Origin of the sequence: Citrobacter sp. CK199 (assembly GCF_030333285.1) — a bacterium.
Taxonomy (GTDB): domain Bacteria; phylum Pseudomonadota; class Gammaproteobacteria; order Enterobacterales; family Enterobacteriaceae; genus Citrobacter_B; species Citrobacter_B koseri.
In genome coordinates, this window is sequence record NZ_JAOWGF010000029.1 from 201920 (window position 1) to 223897 (window position 21978).

19 protein-coding genes are annotated in these 21978 nt (G+C 54.3%); 13 read left to right on the forward strand and 6 right to left on the reverse strand.

Features of this window, described 5'->3' with window-relative positions:
• Positions 1 to 120: 120 nt before the first annotated feature.
• Positions 121 to 861: a 3'(2'),5'-bisphosphate nucleotidase CysQ gene (cysQ, locus tag OGX75_RS19320; RefSeq protein ID WP_049010955.1), complete on the forward strand. Its 741-nt coding sequence runs from the start codon at positions 121 to 123 to the stop codon at positions 859 to 861.
• Here the strand turns inward: cysQ and OGX75_RS19325 are convergent.
• Positions 858 to 1415: a YtfJ family protein gene (locus OGX75_RS19325; protein ID WP_024130783.1), complete on the reverse strand. Its 558-nt coding sequence runs from the start codon at positions 1413 to 1415 to the stop codon at positions 858 to 860. The two genes, cysQ and OGX75_RS19325, sit on opposite strands and share 4 nt — an antisense overlap.
• Before the next feature lie 325 nt (positions 1416 to 1740).
• On the opposite strand from OGX75_RS19325, the gene OGX75_RS19330 reads away from it, so the two are divergent.
• On the forward strand, positions 1741 to 1947 hold the full coding sequence (locus OGX75_RS19330) for a DUF1107 domain-containing protein (protein ID WP_004857160.1): 207 nt from the start codon (positions 1741 to 1743) through the stop codon (positions 1945 to 1947).
• 81 nt (positions 1948 to 2028) lie between these two features.
• Here OGX75_RS19330 and paeA read toward each other — a convergent pair whose 3' ends face one another.
• Together paeA and msrA are read right to left on the reverse strand one after the other, a co-directional pair.
• Positions 2029 to 3372, reverse strand: coding sequence for a polyamine export protein PaeA (gene paeA / locus OGX75_RS19335; protein ID WP_012134390.1), 1344 nt, complete (start codon positions 3370 to 3372; stop codon positions 2029 to 2031).
• A gap of 151 nt (positions 3373 to 3523) precedes the next feature.
• Positions 3524 to 4162 carry a peptide-methionine (S)-S-oxide reductase MsrA gene (gene msrA, locus OGX75_RS19340; RefSeq protein WP_024130782.1) on the reverse strand — a complete coding sequence of 213 codons (639 nt, stop codon included), beginning with the start codon at positions 4160 to 4162 and terminating at the stop codon, positions 3524 to 3526.
• Between the two features lie 213 nt (positions 4163 to 4375).
• On the opposite strand from msrA, the gene tamA reads away from it, so the two are divergent.
• The 5 genes from tamA to OGX75_RS19365 all read left to right on the forward strand — a co-directional run bounded on the left by tamA (position 4376) and on the right by OGX75_RS19365 (position 11829).
• On the forward strand, positions 4376 to 6109 hold the full coding sequence (tamA, locus tag OGX75_RS19345; protein WP_012134388.1) for an autotransporter assembly complex protein TamA: 1734 nt from the start codon (positions 4376 to 4378) through the stop codon (positions 6107 to 6109).
• Complete coding sequence (tamB, locus tag OGX75_RS19350; protein WP_286451488.1) at positions 6106 to 9885, forward strand: autotransporter assembly complex protein TamB; 3780 nt, start codon at positions 6106 to 6108, stop codon at positions 9883 to 9885. The genes tamA and tamB overlap by 4 nt, the downstream gene beginning before the upstream one ends.
• A gap of 2 nt (positions 9886 to 9887) precedes the next feature.
• On the forward strand, positions 9888 to 10232 hold the full coding sequence (locus tag OGX75_RS19355) for a gamma-glutamylcyclotransferase family protein (protein WP_012134386.1): 345 nt from the start codon (positions 9888 to 9890) through the stop codon (positions 10230 to 10232).
• A 256-nt stretch (positions 10233 to 10488) separates the two neighbouring features.
• Complete coding sequence (gene tssD / locus OGX75_RS19360; protein ID WP_047459413.1) at positions 10489 to 11616, forward strand: type VI secretion system tube protein TssD; 1128 nt, start codon at positions 10489 to 10491, stop codon at positions 11614 to 11616.
• Positions 11617 to 11628: 12 nt separating this feature from the next.
• Positions 11629 to 11829, forward strand: coding sequence for a DUF4926 domain-containing protein (locus OGX75_RS19365; protein WP_024130781.1), 201 nt, complete (start codon positions 11629 to 11631; stop codon positions 11827 to 11829).
• A 131-nt stretch (positions 11830 to 11960) separates the two neighbouring features.
• On the opposite strand, the gene ppa is transcribed toward OGX75_RS19365, so the two are convergent.
• Positions 11961 to 12491, reverse strand: coding sequence for an inorganic diphosphatase (ppa, locus tag OGX75_RS19370; protein ID WP_012134382.1), 531 nt, complete (start codon positions 12489 to 12491; stop codon positions 11961 to 11963).
• A gap of 310 nt (positions 12492 to 12801) precedes the next feature.
• Between ppa and ytfQ the strand changes: the two genes are divergently transcribed.
• The 5 genes from ytfQ to OGX75_RS19395 all read left to right on the forward strand — a co-directional run bounded on the left by ytfQ (position 12802) and on the right by OGX75_RS19395 (position 18601).
• Entirely contained in the window at positions 12802 to 13758 is a 957-nt protein-coding gene (ytfQ, locus tag OGX75_RS19375; protein WP_012134381.1) for a galactofuranose ABC transporter substrate-binding protein YtfQ, read from the forward strand.
• A gap of 122 nt (positions 13759 to 13880) precedes the next feature.
• Entirely contained in the window at positions 13881 to 15383 is a 1503-nt protein-coding gene (ytfR, locus tag OGX75_RS19380; RefSeq protein ID WP_058668471.1) for a galactofuranose ABC transporter, ATP-binding protein YtfR, read from the forward strand.
• A gap of 13 nt (positions 15384 to 15396) precedes the next feature.
• Positions 15397 to 16419, forward strand: coding sequence for a galactofuranose ABC transporter, ATP-binding protein YtfT (gene ytfT, locus OGX75_RS19385; RefSeq protein WP_024130780.1), 1023 nt, complete (start codon positions 15397 to 15399; stop codon positions 16417 to 16419).
• Complete coding sequence (yjfF, locus tag OGX75_RS19390; RefSeq protein WP_024130779.1) at positions 16406 to 17407, forward strand: galactofuranose ABC transporter, permease protein YjfF; 1002 nt, start codon at positions 16406 to 16408, stop codon at positions 17405 to 17407. The genes ytfT and yjfF overlap by 14 nt, the downstream gene beginning before the upstream one ends.
• An 81-nt stretch (positions 17408 to 17488) precedes the next feature.
• Entirely contained in the window at positions 17489 to 18601 is a 1113-nt protein-coding gene (locus OGX75_RS19395; RefSeq protein ID WP_080750335.1) for a methyl-accepting chemotaxis protein, read from the forward strand.
• 102 nt (positions 18602 to 18703) lie between these two features.
• On the opposite strand, the gene fbp is transcribed toward OGX75_RS19395, so the two are convergent.
• Positions 18704 to 19702: a class 1 fructose-bisphosphatase gene (fbp, locus tag OGX75_RS19400; protein WP_024130778.1), complete on the reverse strand. Its 999-nt coding sequence runs from the start codon at positions 19700 to 19702 to the stop codon at positions 18704 to 18706.
• Between the two features lie 175 nt (positions 19703 to 19877).
• Between fbp and mpl the strand changes: the two genes are divergently transcribed.
• On the forward strand, positions 19878 to 21251 hold the full coding sequence (gene mpl, locus OGX75_RS19405; RefSeq protein WP_024130777.1) for a UDP-N-acetylmuramate:L-alanyl-gamma-D-glutamyl-meso-diaminopimelate ligase: 1374 nt from the start codon (positions 19878 to 19880) through the stop codon (positions 21249 to 21251).
• Between the two features lie 97 nt (positions 21252 to 21348).
• On the opposite strand, the gene yjgA is transcribed toward mpl, so the two are convergent.
• Positions 21349 to 21900, reverse strand: coding sequence for a ribosome biogenesis factor YjgA (gene yjgA, locus OGX75_RS19410; RefSeq protein ID WP_012134373.1), 552 nt, complete (start codon positions 21898 to 21900; stop codon positions 21349 to 21351).
• Between the last annotated feature and the right edge of the window lie 78 nt (positions 21901 to 21978).

The window sequence follows — 21978 nt, forward strand, 5'->3', positions numbered from 1 at the left end:
GAATCATGACATGAATTCAGCCATTAAAACCGCAATCGCTATCACAGATGGCGGATTCATTTACGATGGGGTATAAGTAAAACAAAGAGTTAAACGCCACTGCCATAAACGAGGTGGAGAATGCTAGAACATGTATGCCAGCTTGCACGGAATGCGGGCGATGCCATTATGCAGGTCTACGATGGAATCAAACCGATTGAAATCACCAACAAGCAGGATGATTCTCCGGTTACTGCGGCGGATATTGCCGCCCACGCGGTGATACTGGAAGGGTTACAGGCGCTGACGCCGGATATCCCGGTTTTGTCGGAAGAAGATCCGCCCTCCTGGGATGTGCGCCAGCACTGGCAGCGCTACTGGCTGGTTGACCCGTTAGACGGCACCAAAGAGTTCATCAAACGTAACGGCGAGTTTACCGTCAATATTGCGCTGATTGATAAAGGTAAACCGGTTCTGGGCGTGGTCTACGCGCCCGTCATGAAAGTGATGTACAGCGCTGCGGAAGGAAAAGCCTGGAAAGAAGAGTGCGGCGTGCGTAAACAGATTCAGGTGCGCGACGCGCGACCGCCGCTGGTGGTGATTAGCCGCTCCCATGCCGACAACGAGCTGCAAGAGTACCTGCAACAGCTGGGCGAGCATCAGACGACCTCCATCGGCTCATCGCTGAAGTTTTGTCTGGTGGCGGAAGGGCAGGCGCAGCTGTATCCGCGCTTTGGGCCGACCTGCGTCTGGGACACTGCCGCAGGCCATGCCGTTGCCGCTGCGGCCGGGGCGCACGTTCACAACTGGCAGGGGAAACCCCTGGACTATACCCCGCGTGAATCGTTCCTTAACCCCGGCTTCCGGGTCTCTATCTATTAATTATTCAGCAACTTATGCAGCAGGGCGATCACCTGCTGCACCTCTGCCGGGCTTAACCCGCCGTCTTTGGCATACTGAATACGCCCGTCTTTATCGAGCACCACAATGGCGGAGCTCTCTTCTTCAAGCTGCCATGCCTTACGCGCCACGCCATTGCTGTCGACAATAAATTGTGACCACGGATAGAGTTTTTTATTGCTCTCGATGCTGCTGCGCACAAACATGCTGGTGCCCGGAATCGCGTCGTCGGTGTTGACGATAGTGGTCGTCTGGTAGCGGTCATGCGGGAGATTCGCGGATTTAATCGCTTCTATCAGCGCGGCATTTTTCTCTTTCGCTGACGTTCGCCCGGCGATGTGCTGCAACACTCGAACTTTCCCGGGGAGCTGCGCGCTATTCCAGCTTTTGTAGCTAAACTTGTTGTTATCAAGAATCAGTTCGCCGCGATCGGCGATCCCAATCGGTGATACGCGCTGATGGGTTTCAAAGTTATGCGCGGAGGCCATCATCGGCAGTAACAGGCACGACAGCGCCAGCAGTTTACGTAAGGTCATGGGGTTTCCTTCTTTATTTTTTGCAGGTGATCCGACCACTTGGGTCTGAAGTTTAATCATATGTGCGAATGATGCTTTTTCCCGCAAGCGTGATGCCAGTTTGCGGACGGGCGCACAAATCCTGCGAAAAATGAAGACTTATACTGAAGACAGCGAATCGGTGAATAGATAATTCTGAATAACTGTAATGAAAAGGTAAATAAACTTATACACACTGGAAACATCGTAGAGATAGTCTATAGTCATATGGCATTAAAATTTGCGCCTTAGAACAGCTGGGCCGAATGTGGCACCGCAAAGGCGTAACGCTCAGCAGGAGATAACAATGAAAATTTTCCAACGGTACAACCCGCTACAGGTGGCGAAGTACGTGAAGATCCTGTTCCGTGGACGGTTATATATCAAGGACGTTGGCGCTTTTGAGTTTGATAAGGGCAAGATTCTTATCCCAAAAGTGAAGGATAAGCAGCATTTGTCTGTGATGTCCGAAGTTAACCGTCAGGTTCTGCGTCTGCAAACTGAGATGGCTTAACCAAAGTGCTATGCAGTAGTTTAAAGTAGTATAAAAAAACGGCTCCCAATGGGAGCCGTTGATGTTTCCAGGGCCGGGCATTTATGCCGGGCCTTCTTCTTTCTCTTTGCTATCCGGCAGTTTAGGGACCAGGATGCTGGTTTTGGTGTCGAGGCGTGTTACCAGTAGCTGATCGATACGGTAGTTGTCGATATCCACCACCTCAAATTTATAACCCGAGAACTTCACCGAGTCGGTGCGTTTCGGGATTTTACGCAGCATAAACATCATAAAGCCGCCGATGGTCTCGTAGTTGCCGGACTGCGGGAACTCGTCGATATCCAGCACACGCATGACGTCGTCAATCGGCGTTCCGCCGTCGATCAGCCAGGAGTTTTCATCGCGCGCCACGATTTGTTCTTCCAGACCCTGGCCGACCAGGTCGCCCATCAGCGTGGTCATCACGTCGTTCAGCGTGATAATCCCGACCACCAGCGCGTATTCGTTCATGATCACCGCGAAGTCTTCCCCCGCCGTCTTAAAGCTTTCCAGCGCTTCAGAGAGGGTCAGGGTGTCCGGCACGATTAATGTGTTGCGGATCTGCACGCCGCTGTTAAGCGCCATACTCTGGTTTGCCAGAACGCGGTTGAGCAGATCTTTAGAATCAACGTAGCCGATGATGTGATCGATATCTTCATTACACACCAGGAATTTTGAGTGCGGATGCTCCGCGACTTTATTTTTCAGGCTTTGCTCATCTTCATGCAGATCGAACCAGATGATGTTTTCACGCGACGTCATGGAAGACGGCACGGTACGTGATTCCAGCTCAAACACGTTTTCAATCAGCTCGTGTTCCTGCTTACGCAGCACGCCAGCAAGCGCCCCGGCTTCCACGACGGCGTAAATATCGTCCGAGGTGATATCGTCTTTACGTACCATCGGGATTTTAAACAGGCGGAAAATGCTGTTTGCCAGGCCGTTGAAGAACCACACTAAGGGGCGGAAAACGAACAGGCAGAAGCGCATCGGGTTGATGATACGCAAAGCCACGGCTTCTGGCGCAATCATACCGATGCGTTTCGGGGTTAAATCGGCGAACAGGATGAACATGCCGGTAACTAACGAGAAGGAGAGCACGAAGCTTAACTGCTCGGAGAGTTCTGGCGACATATAGTTCGAGAACAACGAATGAAAGGCCGGAGAGAATGCGGCATCGCCGACGATACCGCCCAGAATGGCGACAGCGTTAAGGCCAATTTGCACCACGGTAAAAAATGTCCCGGGGTTTTCCTGCATTTTCAGGATGCGCTGCGCATTGATGTTGCCTTCATCAGCCAGCAACTTGAGTTTTATCTTTCGTGAAGCGGCAAGCGAGATCTCGGATATCGAGAAGAACGCACTCACAGCGATCAGGCAGAGTATAATTAAAATACTGTTTAACATATCTTATCCGACCGTTCAGGTCAGATCCTCGGAAGGGGAAGTTGATAAATCCGTGTGATATACACATTGAAAACCGGCCCGAAGGATGTGGGCCGGTAATTTCAGTCGCTAGTATAGCGTAAGGAACTGTAAAGCCGCCAGAGGCGCTGAATTAACCTTGCGGCGGTAAGCACACGCCGATCCCGCCAATGCCGCAATAGCCATACGGATTCTTGTGCAGATACTGCTGGTGATCGTCCTCGGCATAGTAAAACGGGGTGGCGGTGTTGATCTCGGTGGTGATGTGGCGATCGTCGTTTGCCGCAGTCATCGCGCTCTGGAAACGCGCCAGGCTGGCATGTGCGGCGGCGTTCTGCTCTGGCGTTAACGGATAAATCGCCGAGCGGTACTGCGTTCCGTGATCGTTGCCCTGCTGCATACCTTGCGCCGGATCGTGATTTTCCCAGAAGACCTGCAACAATTGTTCATAGCTGATAACCTGCGGATCGTAGACGACGCGTACCGCTTCGGCGTGGCCGGTTTGCCCGGAGCAGACTTCCCGGTAGGTTGGGTTTGGCGTGTAGCCGCCGGTGTATCCCGCTGCGGTGCTGTAAACGCCGGGTAATTGCCAGAACAAACGCTCGACGCCCCAGAAGCAACCCATGGCGAAGAGGGCAATTTCCATCCCTTCGGGCACGTTTGTCATTGAGTGTCCGTTTACCGCATGTAAAGTTGCCACTGGCATCGGGGTATTGCGTCCAGGTAGGGCATCTGCTTGTGAAACAAGATGCTTTTTATCAAATAAACTCATGGGCCATTCTCCCGAAATCAGTAATTGGGGTTAAGGTTGTAACGAGACGCGTCTTTGCACACAATAGTTACAGTGAATGCGTCTAGAGTAAACATAAGAAATATTTGGGTTGTCGTCTGTTTTTCAATCCCGGTTGTTGGGTTTTTGTTAAGCCGTGGAGCGGCATTGTGATTTCCTTCCAGGGGTGGGAATAAGGGATATTCAGGAGAAAACGTGCCATATATCCGTCAGTTATGCTGGGTTAGCTTACTGTGCTTAAGCGGTTCTGCCGTAGCCGCAAACGTCCGTTTACAGGTCGAGGGGTTATCGGGCGAGCTGGAAAAAAACGTTCGTGCGCAGTTGTCTACGATTCAAAGTGATGAAGTGACGCCGGACCGGCGTTTTCGCGCGCGCGTTGATGATGCCATCCGCGAAGGATTAAAAGCGCTGGGCTACTACGAGCCGACCATTGATTTTGAGCTGCGCCCGCCGCCGGAGAAGGGGCGTCAGGTCTTGCTCGCCAAAGTGACGCCAGGCGAACCGGTTCGCATCGGCGGAACAGAAGTGATTTTACGCGGCGGCGCGCGTACCGACAGGGATTATCTGGATTTGCTGAAAACGCGTCCGGCCATCGGAACCGTGCTGAATCATGGCGACTATGACGGCTTCAAAAAGTCATTAACCAGCGTGGCGCTACGTAAAGGCTATTTCGACAGTGAATTTAATAAAAGCCAGTTAGGCGTGTCGCTCGATCGTCACCAGGCGTTCTGGGACATCGATTACAACAGCGGCGAGCGCTATCGCTTTGGCCAGGTCACTTTCGAAGGTTCGCAGATTCGCGACGAGTATCTGCAAAACCTGATCCCGTTCAAAGAGGGAGATTACTACCAGTCGAAAGACCTGGCGGAACTGAACCGCCGTCTGTCGGCCACCGGCTGGTTTAACTCGGTCGTCGTCGCGCCTGAATTTGATAAAGCGCGCGAAACCAAAGTATTACCGCTGCACGGCGTCATGTCGCCACGTACTGAAAACACCATTGAAACGGGCGTCGGCTACTCTACCGACGTCGGGCCGCGTGTGAAGGCGACGTGGAAAAAACCGTGGATGAACTCCTACGGCCACAGCCTGACCACCAGCGCCAGTATCTCCGCCCCGGAGCAGCAGGTCGATTTCAGCTATAAAATGCCGCTCTTAAAGAACCCGCTGGAACAATACTATCTGGTTCAGGGGGGGATTAAGCGCACCGATCTCAACGACACCGAGGCGGACTCCTCCACGCTTGCCGTTTCCCGCTACTGGGACCTTTCCAGCGGCTGGCAGCGCGCCATCAATCTGCGCTGGAGCCTCGATCACTTTACGCAGGGTAACGTCACCAACACCACCATGCTGCTCTATCCGGGCGTGATGATCAGCCGTACCCGATCGCGCGGCGGCCTGATGCCGACGTGGGGGGATTCCCAGCGTTATTCCATCGATTACTCGAACACCGCCTGGGGTTCGGACGTGGATTTCTCGGTATTTCAGGCGCAAAACGTCTGGATTCGTTCGCTGTACGATCGCCATCGCTTCGTGATGCGCGGCAACCTGGGCTGGATTGAGACCGGCGATTTCGACAAAGTGCCGCCGGATTTGCGTTTCTTCGCTGGTGGCGATCGCAGTATTCGCGGTTATAAATACAAATCTATCTCGCCGGAAGACAGCGACGGCAACCTGAAAGGGGCGTCGAAGCTGGTGACGGGCTCGCTGGAATACCAGTACAACGTGACCGGAAAATGGTGGGGGGCGATGTTCGTCGACAGCGGCGAAGCCGTCAGCGATATCCGTAAGAGCGACTTTAAAACCGGCGCCGGGGTTGGCGTGCGTTGGCAGTCTCCGGTCGGGCCGATCAAGCTCGATTTTGCCGTGCCGGTTGGTGACAAAGACGAACACGGTTTACAGTTTTACATCGGTCTGGGGCCTGAATTATGAGTTTATGGAAGAAAATAAGCCTCGGCGTACTGATTTTTATTCTGCTGCTGCTGGGAACCGTGGCGTTCCTGGTGGGCACCACGACGGGGCTGCATCTGGTCTTTAACGCGGCGAACCGCTGGGTGCCGGGGCTGGAGATCGGTCAGGTAACTGGCGGCTGGCGTGACCTGTCGCTGAAAAATATTCGTTACGATCAGCCCGGCGTGGCGGTGAATGCCGGTGAAATCCACCTGGCGGTGAAACTCGGCTGCCTGTGGGACAGCAGCCTGTGTGTTAACGATCTGTCGTTGAAGGACATCAACGTCGCCATCGACAGCAAAAAAATGCCGCCTTCCGAACCGGTGGAGGAAGAAGAGGACAGCGGGCCGCTGAATCTTTCCACGCCGTATCCCATCACGCTTTCACGCGTGGCGCTCAGCAATATCAATCTCAAAATTGATGATACGACCGTCTCGGTGATGGCTTTCACCTCCGGCCTTAACTGGCAGGAGAAAACCCTGACTCTGAAGCCCACTTCGCTACAGGGGCTGCTAATCGCGCTGCCAAAAGTGGCGGAAGTGGCGCAGGAAGAGGTGGTTGAACCGAAGATTGACCATCCCCAACCGGATGAAAAGCCGCTTGGCGAGACGCTGAAGGATCTGTTCTCAAAGCCCGTGTTGCCGGAGATGGCCGATGTGCATCTGCCGCTCAACCTTAATATTGAGGAGTTTAAGGGCGAACAGCTGCGCGTGACGGGCGATACTGACCTGACGGTGCGCAACATGCTGCTGAAAGTCAGCAGCATCGACGGCAATATGAAACTGGATGCGCTGGATATCGACGCCAACCAGGGCACCGTCAATGCGACCGGAACGGCGCAGTTGACCAACTCGTGGCCGGTGGATATCACCCTCAACAGCACGCTGAATATCGATCCGCTGAAAGGCGAAAAGGTGAAGCTGAAGGTAGGCGGCGCGCTGCGTGAACAGCTGGAGATCGGCGTTAACCTCTCCGGGCCGGTGGATATGGATCTGCGCGCCCAGACGCGCCTCGCCGAGGCCGGGTTGCCGCTGAACGTTGAAGTGGCAAGCCGCCAGGTTTACTGGCCGTTTACCGGTGACAAGCAGTTCCAGGCCGACGATATCAAACTCAAACTTACCGGCAAGATGACCGACTACACGTTGTCGATGCGCACGGCGGTGAAGGGGCAGGACATTCCGCCCGCCACCATTACCCTGGATGCGAAAGGCAACGAACAGCAGATCAATCTCGATAAGCTCACCGTGGCGGCGCTGGAAGGGAAAACCGAGCTGAAAGCGCTGGTCGACTGGCAGCAGGCGATCAGCTGGCGCGGCGAGCTGACGCTGGACGGCATCAACACGGCGAAAGAGATCCCGGACTGGCCTTCTACGCTCAACGGCCTGATCAAAACCCGGGGAAGCCTCTATGGCGGCAGCTGGCAGATGGATGTGCCTGAGCTGAAACTGACCGGTAACGTGAAGCAGAACAAGGTCAATGTTAACGGCTCTCTGAAGGGTAACAGCTACATGCAGTGGGTCATTCCGGGTCTGCATCTGGAGCTGGGACGCAATAGCGCCGATGTGAAAGGCGAACTGGGCATTAAGGATCTCAATCTCGACGCCACGATTGATGCGCCGAATCTGGATAACGCGCTGCCGGGGCTGGGCGGTACTGCCAAAGGGCTGGTGAAAGTCCGTGGTACGGTCGATGCGCCGCAGCTGCTGGCGGATATCAACGCGCGCGGATTACGCTGGCAGGAGCTGTCGGTGGCGCAGGTGCGTGTGGAAGGGGACATCAAATCCACCGACCAGATCGCCGGGAATCTTGACGTTCGCGTTGAGCGGATTACGCAGCCGGACGTCAATATCAACCTCGTCACTCTGAATGCCAAAGGCAGCGAAAAGCAGCATGAACTGCAACTGCGGATTCAGGGCGAGCCGGTCTCCGGGCAGCTTGCGCTTGCGGGCAGTTTTGACCGTAAAGAAGCGCGCTGGAAAGGCACGCTCAGCAATACGCGCTTCCAGACGCCGGTGGGACCGTGGTCGCTGACGCGCGCCATTGCGCTGGATTACCGTAACCAGGAACAGAAAATCAGCATCGGGCCGCACTGCTGGACGAACCCGAATGCGGAGCTGTGCGTACCGCAAACGATCGATGCCGGGGCAGAAGGACGGGCGGTGGTGAATCTCAACCGTTTCGATCTGGCGATGCTGAAGCCGTTTATGCCGGACGCCACGCAGGCCAGCGGCGTCTTTAGCGGAAAAGCGGATGTCGCGTGGGACACCACCAAAGAGGGGCTGCCGCAAGGGCAGGTCACGCTGTCGGGTCGTAACGTGAAGGTAACGCAACGGGTCAATGACGCGCCGTTACCGGTGGCTTTCGACACGCTGAACCTGAATGCCGATCTGCACAATAACCGGGCGCAGTTAGGCTGGATGATCCGTCTGACCAATAACGGCCAGTTCGACGGGCAGGTACAGATAACCGACCCGCAAGGGCGGCGTAATATTGGCGGTAACATCAATATCCGCAACTTCAACCTGGCGATGGTCAACCCTGTCTTCTCGCGCGGCGAAAAAGCGGCGGGCATGTTGAACGCAAACCTGCGTCTGGGGGGCGACGTGCAAAGCCCACAGATGTTTGGTCAGCTACAGCTGAGCGGCCTGGATGTGGATGGCAACTTTATGCCGTTTGATATGCAGCCAAGCCAACTGGCGATGAATTTCAACGGTACGCGCTCAACTCTGCAAGGCGTGGTGCGCACGCAGCAGGGGCAAATTAATCTGAGCGGCGACGCCGACTGGAGCCAGATAGATAACTGGCGCGCCCGCGTGGCGGCGAAAGGCAGCCGCGTGCGTATCACCGTGCCGCCGATGGTGCGGCTGGATGTTTCCCCGGATGTGGTCTTTGAGGCGACGCCGAGCCTGTTCACGCTGGATGGACGCGTGGATGTGCCGTGGGCGCGTATCGTGGTGCATGAACTGCCGGAAAGCGCGGTAGGCGTCTCCAGTGATGAAGTCATGCTCAATAACGATCTACAGCCTGAAAATCCGCAGAGCGCGTCGATTCCGATCAACAGCAACCTGATTGTCCACGTAGGGAACAACGTCCGCATGGATGCGTTTGGCCTGAAAGCGCGTCTGACCGGCGACCTGAAAGTTGCGCAGGACAAACAGGGGCTGGGGCTTAACGGGCAGATCAATATTCCTGACGGGCGCTTCCATGCGTATGGTCAGGATCTGATCGTGCGTAAGGGGGAACTGCTGTTCTCTGGCCCGCCGGATCAGCCACTGCTCAACATCGAGGCGATTCGTAATCCTGAATCGACGGAGAACGACGTCATTGCCGGGGTGCGCGTGACCGGCACTGCGGATGAGCCGAAAGCGGAAATCTTCTCCGACCCGGCGATGTCCCAGCAGGAGGCGCTGTCTTACCTGCTGCGCGGCCAGGGGCTGGAGAGCGATCAGAGCGACAGTGCGGCGATGACCTCAATGCTTGTTGGTCTGGGGGTTGCACAAAGTGGTCAGGTTGTGGGTAAAATCGGGGAGACATTTGGCGTAAGCAATCTGGCGCTGGACACGCAAGGGGTGGGCGACTCATCCCAGGTTGTGGTCAGCGGATATGTGCTGCCAGGTCTGCAAGTGAAATATGGTGTGGGTATATTTGACTCTTTGGCGACGCTCACGTTACGTTATCGCCTGATGCCTAAGCTATATCTGGAAGCAGTGTCTGGCGTAGATCAGGCACTTGATTTGCTCTATCAGTTCGAGTTTTAGCAATGCGAATATTTGTTTACGGCAGTTTACGACGCAAACAGGGCAACAGCCACTGGATGACCAACGCCCAGTTGCTGGGCGATTACAGTATCGATAACTACCAGTTGTATAGCCTGGGCCACTATCCAGGCGCAGTTCCGGGAAACGGATCGGTACACGGTGAAGTTTATCGTATTGATAACGCCACGCTGGCCGAACTTGATGCCTTGCGCACCAGGGGCGGCGAATATGCACGCCAGTTAATCCAGACACCGTACGGAAGCGCATGGATGTATGTGTACCAACGTCCGGTCGAAGGGTTAACGCTGATTGAAAGCGGTAACTGGTTAGACAGAGACCAGTGCTGATAAAAAACACGCCACCTTCGGGTGGCGTTGTTTTATGTGGTGCCAGCTGTCGTCCTGGATTATCAGGACGTACTTATCTTTTTGTTCATCACGCAAAATGCTTATTAACTGAAACACTAATTAGTGTGAATTATTATTCTTCTTAAAATATTATCTTGTATTATTATAAAGCAATATGATCCCGCTAGCGGAAATTGTTTTATTTCAGTCGCATTCTTGTTCTGCAAAATAATTATCCAGGTAAGGATAGTAATGGATGAGTGATATTGTTTATCTTAAACTCATTGGTGAGCAACAAGGTGATATTTCTGATGGATGTGGCACAACTGATTCAGTCGGTAATCGTTGGCAACGAAACCATGTGAATGAAATATTTGTATTTTCTTTGAGTTCGGGGGTAACGAATACAGGTAAAGGTGCGAATCTACAGAGCTTAACATTCAGCAAGCAAATAGATAAAAGTTCACCGCTGTTAGCTAATGCGATTAATAACAATGAAAACCTGTTTCTGGCGTTTTGGTTTTACCGCATAAATAGATATGGTCAATGGGAGAAGTATTATTATATTCAGCTCAGAGGTGCTTCAATATCAAGGATTCAGCTTCGCATTATAAAAGACGAGATAGATACAGAAACAATATCTGTTGATTATGATTATATTCTCAGTAAACATCTGATAAGCAATACCGAGTGTAGTTATCTTGCCCTGCCAGCGGAATACAATAAGCTGTTTGTTCCAACGCCGAAAGCCCAGACTCATACTCTTAACAGCGCTGGCGTAGGGCGACTGCTGGCGGCCGGGGGGATTTATAATGGTAATGTCGATGGGTTTCATCAGACTGCTGAATTGCTCGGTGGTGATGCTCCTGTTGGTTATAACCAGGTAATGAACGATCAGACCAGGGGATTGCTGATTGCTGGCGCTTCAATCGCCGCCGGGTTAGGGATTGGTAGGTTGAGCACTGTAAATGGGCCAGGCGAAATATCGAATTATAGTATGGCCCCGTCCCTTGAATCCCCCTATTTAAAAGGATTCACATCTGAGGCTGGAACATTACTCAATGCCAAACATGCAGTTATCGATCCTAAAAAAATAGCTTCTTATGCTCTAAATTCTGATCATCCGGTTGGGGGAAATAAAGCGCGAGTTTTCGAATCAGCTTTGGGTTATAACCCATCTAATGCAGGGGTCTTAGTTTCCAGAGTTCAGCAGGGAGTCCTGTCTAACCCTGCTGAATTAGGGCTATATGACAGTTTCGGTCAAAGACTGTCCGTTGATGTACCGATTATCGGTGTGAACGGAGAAACTGCGATAGTACGTACTGGTTGGATATATGAGACTGATTCGTTAGTACCTCGCATGACAACCCTCTATGTAAAATAGTAAGGTGAAATGATGAAACTATCACTTCTGGATGTTGTGTTCCTGAATGTTGATTTACCTGCCGTTGGTTTAACGAAAGGTCAGATCGGTGCGGTTATTGATGTGTATCACTCACCATCGTTAGCTTATGAGGTTGAGTTTTGTGATGAAGAAGGAAAGACTATCGTATCTCTGGCTTTATCACCGGAGCAACTGACCAAAGATTTATCATAGTCTCTACACTCGGTACTACTGGAACCAGGGTTTGTCGATAATCTCTCTTAGGCAGTTTTACCCGGCATAAAAAAGCCCTCGCAAATATGAGGGCTTTTGAAAAATTACGTTGAGCTCAAGCGAAAACGAACTTATTTCTTCGCTGCGCGCTCGAAGGAAGCAACGATCTCAGCTTTAGCCGCTTCAGCGTTGTCCCAGCCGTCAACTTTCACCCATTTGCCTTTTTCGAGGTCTTTGTAGTGCTCGAAGAAGTGCGTGATCTGCGCTTTCAGCAGTTCCGGCAGGTCGTTCACGTCGTTGATGTGATCGTATTCTTTGCTCAGTTTGGTGTGCGGTACGGCAACCAGCTTCGCATCTTCACCGGATTCGTCGGTCATTTTCAGAACGCCAACCGGACGGCAACGGATCACAGCACCCGGTTGCAGCGGATACGGCGTCGGAACCAGAACGTCTACCGGATCGCCATCCAGAGACAGGGTGTTGTTGATGTAGCCGTAGTTGCACGGATAGAACATCGCGGTGGACATGAAGCGGTCAACGAACAGTGCGCCGCTCTCTTTGTCAACTTCGTATTTGATCGGATCTGCGTTAGCCGGGATCTCAATAACAACGTAGATATCTTCCGGCAGATCTTTACCCGCAGGGACGTTGAGTAAGCTCATGTCTGTTTCCTTTAAATATATATGGCAAACAAGTGGCGAGTATTATAGCCAACTCGCGCTGAAAGTCTCCGCTTGTTTTCGTCTTCTTTCCCCTCCGGCTGCGATTTTCAGACGGTTTACGTGACAGGAAAATCCATAACAACAGCTGCTTTTTTCATAGGCGAATGAAAGCGATTACAAAGTTGTGATTAACCTTTTATTTACTTTTTTGAAGTGTGATGTAACGCAATCCGTTACATCACCTATTGTCTATAGTTTTCCTCGCGAATGCTTTTCACCCAACAATAACCTGGGCTACGAGGACATCATTATGTGGAAGCGCTTACTTTTAGTCACAGCAGTTTCGGCAGCCATGTCGTCTATGGCAATGGCCGCCCCCTTAACCGTAGGATTTTCGCAGGTCGGCTCTGAGTCCGGCTGGCGCGCCGCCGAAACCAACGTGGCGAAGAGCGAGGCCGAAAAACGCGGCATCACGCTGAAAATTGCCGACGGTCAGCAAAAACAGGAAAACCAGATTAAAGCCGTACGCTCATTTGTCGCTCAGGGCGTGGACGCCATCTTTATTGCGCCAGTGGTCGCGACAGGCTGGGAACCGGTCTTAAAAGAAGCCAAAGATGCGGAAATTCCGGTCTTTCTGCTCGACCGCTCCATTGATGTTAAAGACAAATCGCTCTATATGACCACCGTCACCGCCGACAACGTGCTGGAAGGCAGATTGATCGGCGACTGGCTGGTAAAAGAGGTGGATGGCAAGCCGTGTAACGTTGTTGAGCTGCAAGGCACCGTTGGGGCCAGCGTGGCGATCGACCGTAAGAAAGGGTTTGCCGAAGCTATCGCCAAAGCGCCAAACATCAAAATCATCCGCTCTCAGTCTGGCGACTTTACCCGTAGTAAGGGGAAAGAGGTGATGGAGAGCTTTATCAAAGCGGAAAACAACGGCAAAAACATCTGCATGGTTTACGCCCATAACGACGACATGGTGATCGGCGCGATCCAGGCGATTAAAGAAGCGGGCCTGAAGCCAGGCAAAGATATTCTGACGGGCTCTATCGACGGCGTGCCGGATATCTATAAAGCGATGATTGATGGCGAAGCCAACGCCAGCGTTGAACTGACGCCGAACATGGCCGGGCCCGCTTTCGATGCGCTGGAGAAATACAAAAAAGACGGCACGATGCCTGAGAAGCTGACCATCACCAAATCGACGCTGTACCTGCCTGACACCGCAAAAGAAGAGTTAGAGAAGAAGAAAAACATGGGCTACTGATTTTGCTGTTGGTCTTCTGTAGGCCGGATAAGGCGTTACGCCGCCATCCGGCATTTATTGCCTGATGGCGCTGCGCTTATCGGGCCTACGGAAAGGCCGCGCTTTCGAACCGGAGGAATGCCATGACCATCGACCAAAATCAGGAAATCCTCCGTACCGAGGGACTCAGTAAATTTTTTCCCGGCGTTAAGGCGCTGGATAACGTCGATTTTAGCCTGCGCCGGGGCGAAATCATGGCGCTGCTCGGGGAAAACGGGGCGGGAAAATCAACGCTGATTAAAGCATTAACCGGCGTATACCATGCCGATCGCGGCACAATCTGGCTGGAAGGCCAGGCGATTTCACCGAAGAATACCGCGCATGCCCAGCAACTGGGGATCGGAACCGTCTACCAGGAGGTTAACCTTCTGCCCAATATGTCGGTGGCGGATAACCTGTTTATCGGTCGTGAGCCCCGGCGTTTTGGCCTGCTGCGGCGCAAAGAAATGGAGAAACGCGCCACAGAATTGATGGCCTCTTACGGTTTTTCGCTGGATGTGCGTGAGCCGCTCAACCGCTTTTCCGTTGCAATGCAGCAGATTGTCGCTATCTGCCGGGCCATCGATCTCTCCGCGAAAGTCCTGATTCTCGACGAACCCACCGCCAGCCTCGACACCCAGGAAGTTGAGATGCTGTTTGGCCTGATGCGCCATCTGCGCGATCGCGGCGTCAGCCTGATCTTTGTTACGCACTTTCTCGATCAGGTTTATCAGGTGAGCGATCGGATCACCGTGTTACGCAACGGCAGCTTTGTCGGCTGCCGCGAAACCCGCGAGCTTCCACAGATCGAACTGGTGAAAATGATGCTGGGGCGCGAACTGGAGACCCATGCGCTACAGCGGGCGGGGCGCACCTTGCTGAGCGATAAACCGGTGGCTGCCTTTAAAGATTACGGCAGGAAGGGCACCATCTCGCCGTTCAGCCTGGAAGTCCGCCCCGGCGAGATCGTCGGTCTGGCAGGGCTGTTGGGATCGGGGCGTACCGAAACCGCAGAGGTGATCTTTGGCATTAAACCGGCCGACAGCGGCAGTGCGATGATCAAAGGTAAACCGCAAACCCTGCGATCGCCGCATCAGGCTTCATGCCTTGGGATCGGCTTTTGCCCGGAAGACAGGAAAACGGACGGCATTATTGCCGCCGCATCGGTACGGGAAAATATCATTCTGGCGCTACAGGCGCAGCGAGGCTGGCTGCGGCCGATTTCCCGCAGAGAACAGCAGGAGATTGCCGAGCGTTTTATCCGCCAGTTGGGTATTCGTACCCCCAGTGCGGAACAGCCGATTGAATTTCTCTCCGGCGGCAATCAGCAAAAAGTGTTGCTGTCACGCTGGTTGCTGACCAAACCGCAGTTCCTGATCCTGGATGAACCGACACGCGGTATCGACGTTGGGGCGCATGCGGAGATCATCCGACTGATTGAAACGCTGTGTGCGGACGGGCTGGCGCTGCTGGTCATCTCCTCTGAACTGGAGGAACTGGTGGGCTATGCCGATCGGGTGATCATCATGCGCGATCGTAAACAGGTGGCGGAGATCCCGCTGGCGGAACTGTCCGTTCCGGCGATCATGAACGCCATTGCGGCGTAAGGAGAATAGTGTGATGCCTCAGTCTCTCCCGCAAACCACACCGCCGAAGCGACGTTTTCGCTGGCCGACAGGTATGCCGCAGATCGTGGCATTGCTGCTGGTGCTGTTGGTGGACAGCCTGGTGGCGCCGCATTTCTGGCAGGTGATTTTGCAGGATGGTCGCCTGTTCGGCAGCCCGATTGACATTCTTAACCGCGCGGCTCCCGTTGCGCTGCTGGCGATTGGGATGACGCTGGTGATCGCCACTGGCGGTATCGATCTCTCCGTCGGGGCGGTAATGGCGATTGCCGGAGCGACCACTGCCGCCATGACGGTGGCCGGGCACAGTTTACCGGTGGTGCTGCTCGCGGCGCTGGGAACCGGCGTACTGGCGGGCTTGTGGAATGGCATTCTGGTGGCGATCCTTAAAATTCAGCCGTTTGTCGCCACGCTCATTCTGATGGTGGCCGGACGTGGCGTGGCGCAACTCATCACCTCCGGGCAGATCGTCACCTTTAACTCACCCAACTTATCGTGGTTCGGCAGCGGTTCGCTGCTGCTGTTTCCGACGCCCGTGATTATCGCGCTGCTTACCCTGGTGGTGTTCTGGCTGCTGACCCGTAAAACGGCGCTGGGGATGTTCATTGAAGCGGTGGGAATCAACATTCGGGCGGCGAAAAATGCCGGGGTGAACACCCGCATTATCGTCATGCTCACCTATGTTCTGAGCGGCCTGTGCGCGGCGATTGCGGGCATTATCATCACGGCGGATATTCGCGGCGCGGACGCCAACAACGCCGGACTCTGGCTGGAGCTGGACGCCATTCTGGCCGTGGTTATTGGCGGCGGCTCGCTGATGGGCGGGCGCTTTAACCTGCTGCTGTCGGTCGTGGGCGCATTGATTATCCAGGGGATGAATACCGGCATCCTGCTGTCAGGCTTTCCGCCGGAGATGAACCAGGTCGTCAAAGCCATCGTGGTGTTATGCGTGCTGATTGTGCAGTCGCAGCGCTTTATCAGTCTGATAAAAGGAGTGCGTGGTCGTGATAAAACGTAACTTACCGTTGATGATCACCCTCGGGGTTTTTGTGCTGGGCTATCTCTATTGCCTGACGCAGTTCCCCGGTTTCGCCTCAACCCGGGTTATCTGCAACATCCTGACCGATAACGCTTTCCTCGGGATTATCGCGGTCGGCATGACCTTCGTGATCCTCTCCGGCGGCATCGATCTGTCCGTGGGATCGGTGATCGCGTTTACCGGCGTTTTTCTGGCGAAGGCCATTGGCTACTGGGGGATCTCGCCGCTGCTGGCCTTCCCGCTGGTACTGGCGATGGGCTGTGCGTTCGGGGCATTTATGGGGCTGCTGATTGATGCGCTGAAGATTCCGGCGTTTATCATTACGCTGGCGGGGATGTTCTTCCTGCGTGGCGTCAGCTACCTGGTGTCTGAGGAGTCGATTCCGATTAACCACCCGATTTACGATACGCTCTCCAGCCTGGCATGGAAAATCCCCGGCGGCGGGCGTCTGAGCGCAATGGGGCTGCTGATGCTGGCGGTGGTGGTGATCGGCATTTTCCTCGCGCACCGTACGCGGTTTGGTAATCAGGTTTACGCCATTGGCGGAAATGCGGCGTCGGCGAACCTGATGGGGATTTCGACGCGCAGCACCACCATCCGTATTTATATGCTCTCTACCGGGCTTGCGACGCTGGCGGGTATTGTTTTCTCCATTTATACCCAGGCCGGTTATGCGCTGGCGGGCGTTGGCGTTGAGCTGGATGCCATCGCATCGGTGGTGATTGGCGGTACGTTGCTGAGTGGGGGCGTGGGGACGGTGTTAGGTACGCTGTTCGGCGTGGCGATCCAGGGGCTGATCCAGACCTATATTAACTTCGATGGTACGCTGAGTTCCTGGTGGACGAAGATCGCTATCGGGATTTTGTTGTTTATTTTTATTGCCTTGCAGCGTGGTCTGACGGTGCTGTGGGAGAATCGCCAGAGTTCTCCGGTTACGCGTGTCAACACAGCCGCAACACCGAAGTAACATATTGAATTTCCTGAAACGTATAAACTTTTTCCGGTTGTAGTCGATAGATTCTATATCCCTACAACCGGAAAGATAACGATGCCAAAATCCCTCTCTATTCGTACAAGTTTACTGGTTTTACTGTCTTTACTTACCCTGCTCCTGTTGCTGACGGGCGGTATGGGGCTTTACGCCTCCACCCGTATTATCACTTCCTGGGTCTATTATGGGGTGATGACGGGGGCGACGCTGGCCGCCATCGGCCTGCTGGCGCTGGTATGGCTGATGTTGCGTAATAAGCTCCTGAAACCTCTTGATAATGTTGTTGAGCAACTGGAGCGTCTGGCGACAGGGGATTTATCGCCAACGGTAAGCCGTTTTGCCAGCTCTGAATTTAACCGTCTGAATACCGCCCTTGAAGAGATGCGTGCGGCGCTGAGTGAATCCGTGGTACGCGTTCGTGACGCCAGCACGCAGATTGATACCGGCAGCCGTGAACTGACGGCGGGCAACCTGCACCTGGCGCAACGTACAGAGTCTACGGCCACCTCGCTGGAACAGACAGCCGCCAGCATGGAAGAGCTGACTGCGACGGTGAAACTGAACGCTGAGAATGCCGATCAGGCGCACCAACTGGCGAAATCAGTCTCGGACACCGCCGATCGCGGCAGCGAGATGGTGTGCTATGTCATTGAGAAAATGCGTGATATTTCCGGCAGTTCTGACCGTATCGCCGATATTCTCGGCGTAATTGACGGCATCGCTTTCCAGACCAATATTCTGGCGCTGAATGCCTCCGTTGAAGCGGCGCGCGCTGGTGAACAGGGGCGCGGTTTTGCGGTGGTTGCCGGTGAGGTGCGTAATCTCGCCAGCCGCAGCGCCGATGCTGCGAAAGAGATCCGCGCGCTCATCAGCGACTCGCAAACGCATGTCGGAGAGGGCAGCGATCTGGCGATGCAGGCCGGTGAAACGATGGATGAGATTGCGACAGAAGTGATGCGCATGACCAAACTGATGCGTGAGATTGCCAGTGCTTCTCAGGAACAGAGCCGGGGTATTGAGCAGGTGAATATCGCGGTCAGTCAGATGGATGAAACCGCACAGCAGAACGCGGCGCTGGTACAGCAATCTTCCGCAGCCACCCGTTCGCTGGAAGAGCAGTCCCATGCGCTGCTGGAGGCGATGGCCGTATTTAAGCTACAGGCAGCGTAACCGAACGTAGGCCGGATAAGGCGAAGCCGCCACCAGGCAATAAATTGCCGGATGGCAACGCTGCGCGTTTTATCCGGCCTACATCCGTGCGATTAATGATAATTATGCGTCCGGGAACTCGCGGATGAAGCGCTCTACGTCTTCCACCATATGATCGGTGCCGACGAAGAACGGACGGCGCTGGTGCAGGCTTTCCGGCGTAATATCCAGAATGCGCTCTTTACCGTCGCTCGCTTTGCCGCCCGCCTGCTCAGCCAGGAAGGCCATCGGGTTGCATTCGTACAGCAGACGCAGTTTCCCTTCCGGGTGGCTGGCGGTGCTCGGGTAGAGGTAGATCCCGCCTTTCAGCAGGTTGCGGTGGAAATCCGCCACCAGGGAGCCAATATAGCGCGAGGTGTACGGGCGATTCGTGGACTTGTCCTCTTCCTGGCAGAACTTAATGTACTTCTTCACGCCATTCGGGAATTTGATGTAGTTGCCTTCGTTAATGGAGTAGGTGTTGCCCTTCTCCGGGAAGCGCATACGCTCCTGGCACAGGCAGAAAACGCCCAGCGACGGATCGTAGGTGAAGGCGTGTACGCCGCAGCCGGTGGTGTAAACCAGCATGGTTGAAGAGCCGTAGACCACATAACCCGCAGCCACCTGCTTGTTGCCCGGTTGCAGGAAATCTTCTTCCGTCACCGGCGTGCCGACAGGCGTTACGCGGCGGTAGATAGAGAAAATAGTACCGACAGAGACGTTAACATCGATGTTGGACGAGCCATCCAGTGGGTCCATCAGCACCACGTATTTCGCGTGTTCGCAGCCTTCAAAGACGACAATTTCATCTTCTTCTTCAGAAGCGATGCCCGCCACAATATCGCGCGCCTTCAGTGCAGCTTTCAGTTTTTCGTTCGCGAACAGGTCGAGTTTCTGCTGAACCTCGCCCTGCACGTTCTCAGCACCGCTGGCACCCAGGATATCGACCAGACCGGCCTTGTTGATATCACGGTGGATGATCTTGGCGCCCAGCTTTATTGCCGACAACAAAGCAGTGAGCTCACCGGTAGCATGAGAGAACTCGTGCTGCTTTTCGACAATAAATTCACCTAACGTTTTCATAACACTTTCCCTGCAATTGATATGGAGTAAAGCGACCGTAACAATCTTAACAAATATTTCAGCGGCCGCGCTCAGGTGAATCGCGCCAGCAAAGTACGGAATATCCTGAAATGCGTTTCTCACTTGCCTGACATGTGCGTAAAATGGCCCCCAGATTAAAAAAGGGTAGTGACGTATGCGCATTCATATTTTGGGAATTTGTGGCACTTTCATGGGCGGTCTGGCGATGCTGGCGCGCTCGCTCGGTCATGAAGTAACGGGTTCGGACGCCAATGTGTATCCGCCGATGAGCACCCTGCTTGAGAAGCAGGGCATTGATTTAATTCAGGGTTACGACGCCAGCCAGCTCGACCCACAGCCAGACCTGGTGATCATCGGCAACGCCATGACCCGTGGAAATCCGTGTGTTGAAGCGGTGCTGGAAAAGAACATTCCGTATATGTCCGGCCCGCAGTGGCTGCATGACTTTGTTCTGCGCGATCGCTGGGTGCTGGCCGTAGCCGGTACGCACGGTAAAACCACCACGGCAGGCATGGCGACCTGGATTCTGGAAGCCTGCGGTTATCAGCCGGGCTTCGTGATTGGCGGCGTTCCGGGCAATTTCGACGTTTCTGCCCGTCTGGGTGAAAGTCACTTCTTCGTCATTGAGGCGGATGAGTACGACTGCGCGTTCTTCGATAAGCGTTCCAAGTTTGTGCATTACTGCCCGCGCACGCTGATCCTCAACAACCTTGAGTTCGACCATGCGGACATCTTTGACGATCTGAAAGCGATTCAGAAGCAGTTCCACCACCTGGTGCGCATCGTGCCGGGGCAAGGGCGTATTATTTTCCCGGAACACGACATCAACCTGAAGCAGACGATCGCGATGGGCTGCTGGAGCGAGCAGGAACTGGTGGGCGAGCAGGGGCACTGGCAGGCGAAGAAACTGAACGCGGATGCATCCGTTTGGGAAGTGTGGCTGGACGGTGAAAAAGCCGGTGAAGTGAAGTGGTCGCTGGTCGGTGAACATAATATGAATAACGGGCTGATGGCGATTGCCGCCGCTCGTCATGTTGGCGTGATGCCTGCGGATGCGGCTAACGCGTTGGGATCGTTCATCAACGCCCGTCGTCGTCTGGAGTTGCGCGGTGAAGCCAACGGTGTGACGGTGTATGACGATTTCGCTCACCACCCGACGGCGATTCTGGCGACGCTTGCGGCGTTGCGCAGTAAAGTGGGCGGTACGGCACGCATTCTTGCGGTGCTGGAACCGCGCTCCAACACCATGAAGATGGGTCTTTGCAAAGACGATCTGGCTCCGTCGTTAGGGCGTGCGGATGAAGTGTTCTTGTTGCAACCGCAGCATATTCCGTGGCAGGTGGCGGAAGTCGCGGATGCCTGTGTTCAGCCTGCGCACTGGAGCGGAGATGTGGACGCGCTGGCCGATATGGTGGTGAAAACCGCGCAGCCTGGCGATCATATTCTGGTGATGAGCAACGGCGGGTTCGGCGGCATCCATCAAAAACTGTTGGATGGCCTGGCGAAAAAGGCAGAGGCTGCGGAGTAATCATATGCCCGGTGGCGCTGCGCTTACCGGGCCTACAATCTGTAGGCCGGATAAGACGCATTGCGTCGCCATCCGGCACACTTAACTCACGTACGCATTACTCTTCGTTTTCCGCCAGCTCACGCAGATACTGGAAGATCTGCCGCGCCGACTTCGGCGGCTTATTGCCTTCTTTCTCTTTCTTCGCGTTGCGGATCAGCGAGCGAAGCTGTTGACGGTCGGCATTCGGCCACAGGCTCAGCACTTCCTCCACCGCATCATCACCTTCAACGATCAGGCGATCGCGCAGTTGCTCAAGCTTATGGAACAGCACCACCTGCTGGTTGTGGCGGTTTTTCAGCTTATCCAGCGCCTGACGAATAGGTTCAACGTCGCGTTGACGCAGCATCTTACCGATCAGCTGCAACTGACGGCGGCGGCCTTCCATCTTAATACGCTGGGCCAGCTCAATGGCGGCGCGCAGATCCGCATCAAGCGGGATCTTATCCAGCGCGTTTTTCCCCAGATCCACAATTTCCGCGCCCAGGCGTTTTAACTCCTCGGCATCGCGTTTAATTTCACTTTTGCTGACCCAGATAATTTCATCGTCTTCGTCTTCGATGTCATCACCGGGAACGTCGTCGAGCCAGTCTTCGGGCTGCTTTGTCATGTCAGGCTCCTTAAAAAAAGAGGCTAATGTTACCAGTTAAGATGCGCACTGAAAAACGGTTCTCTGTTAGACTTCAGA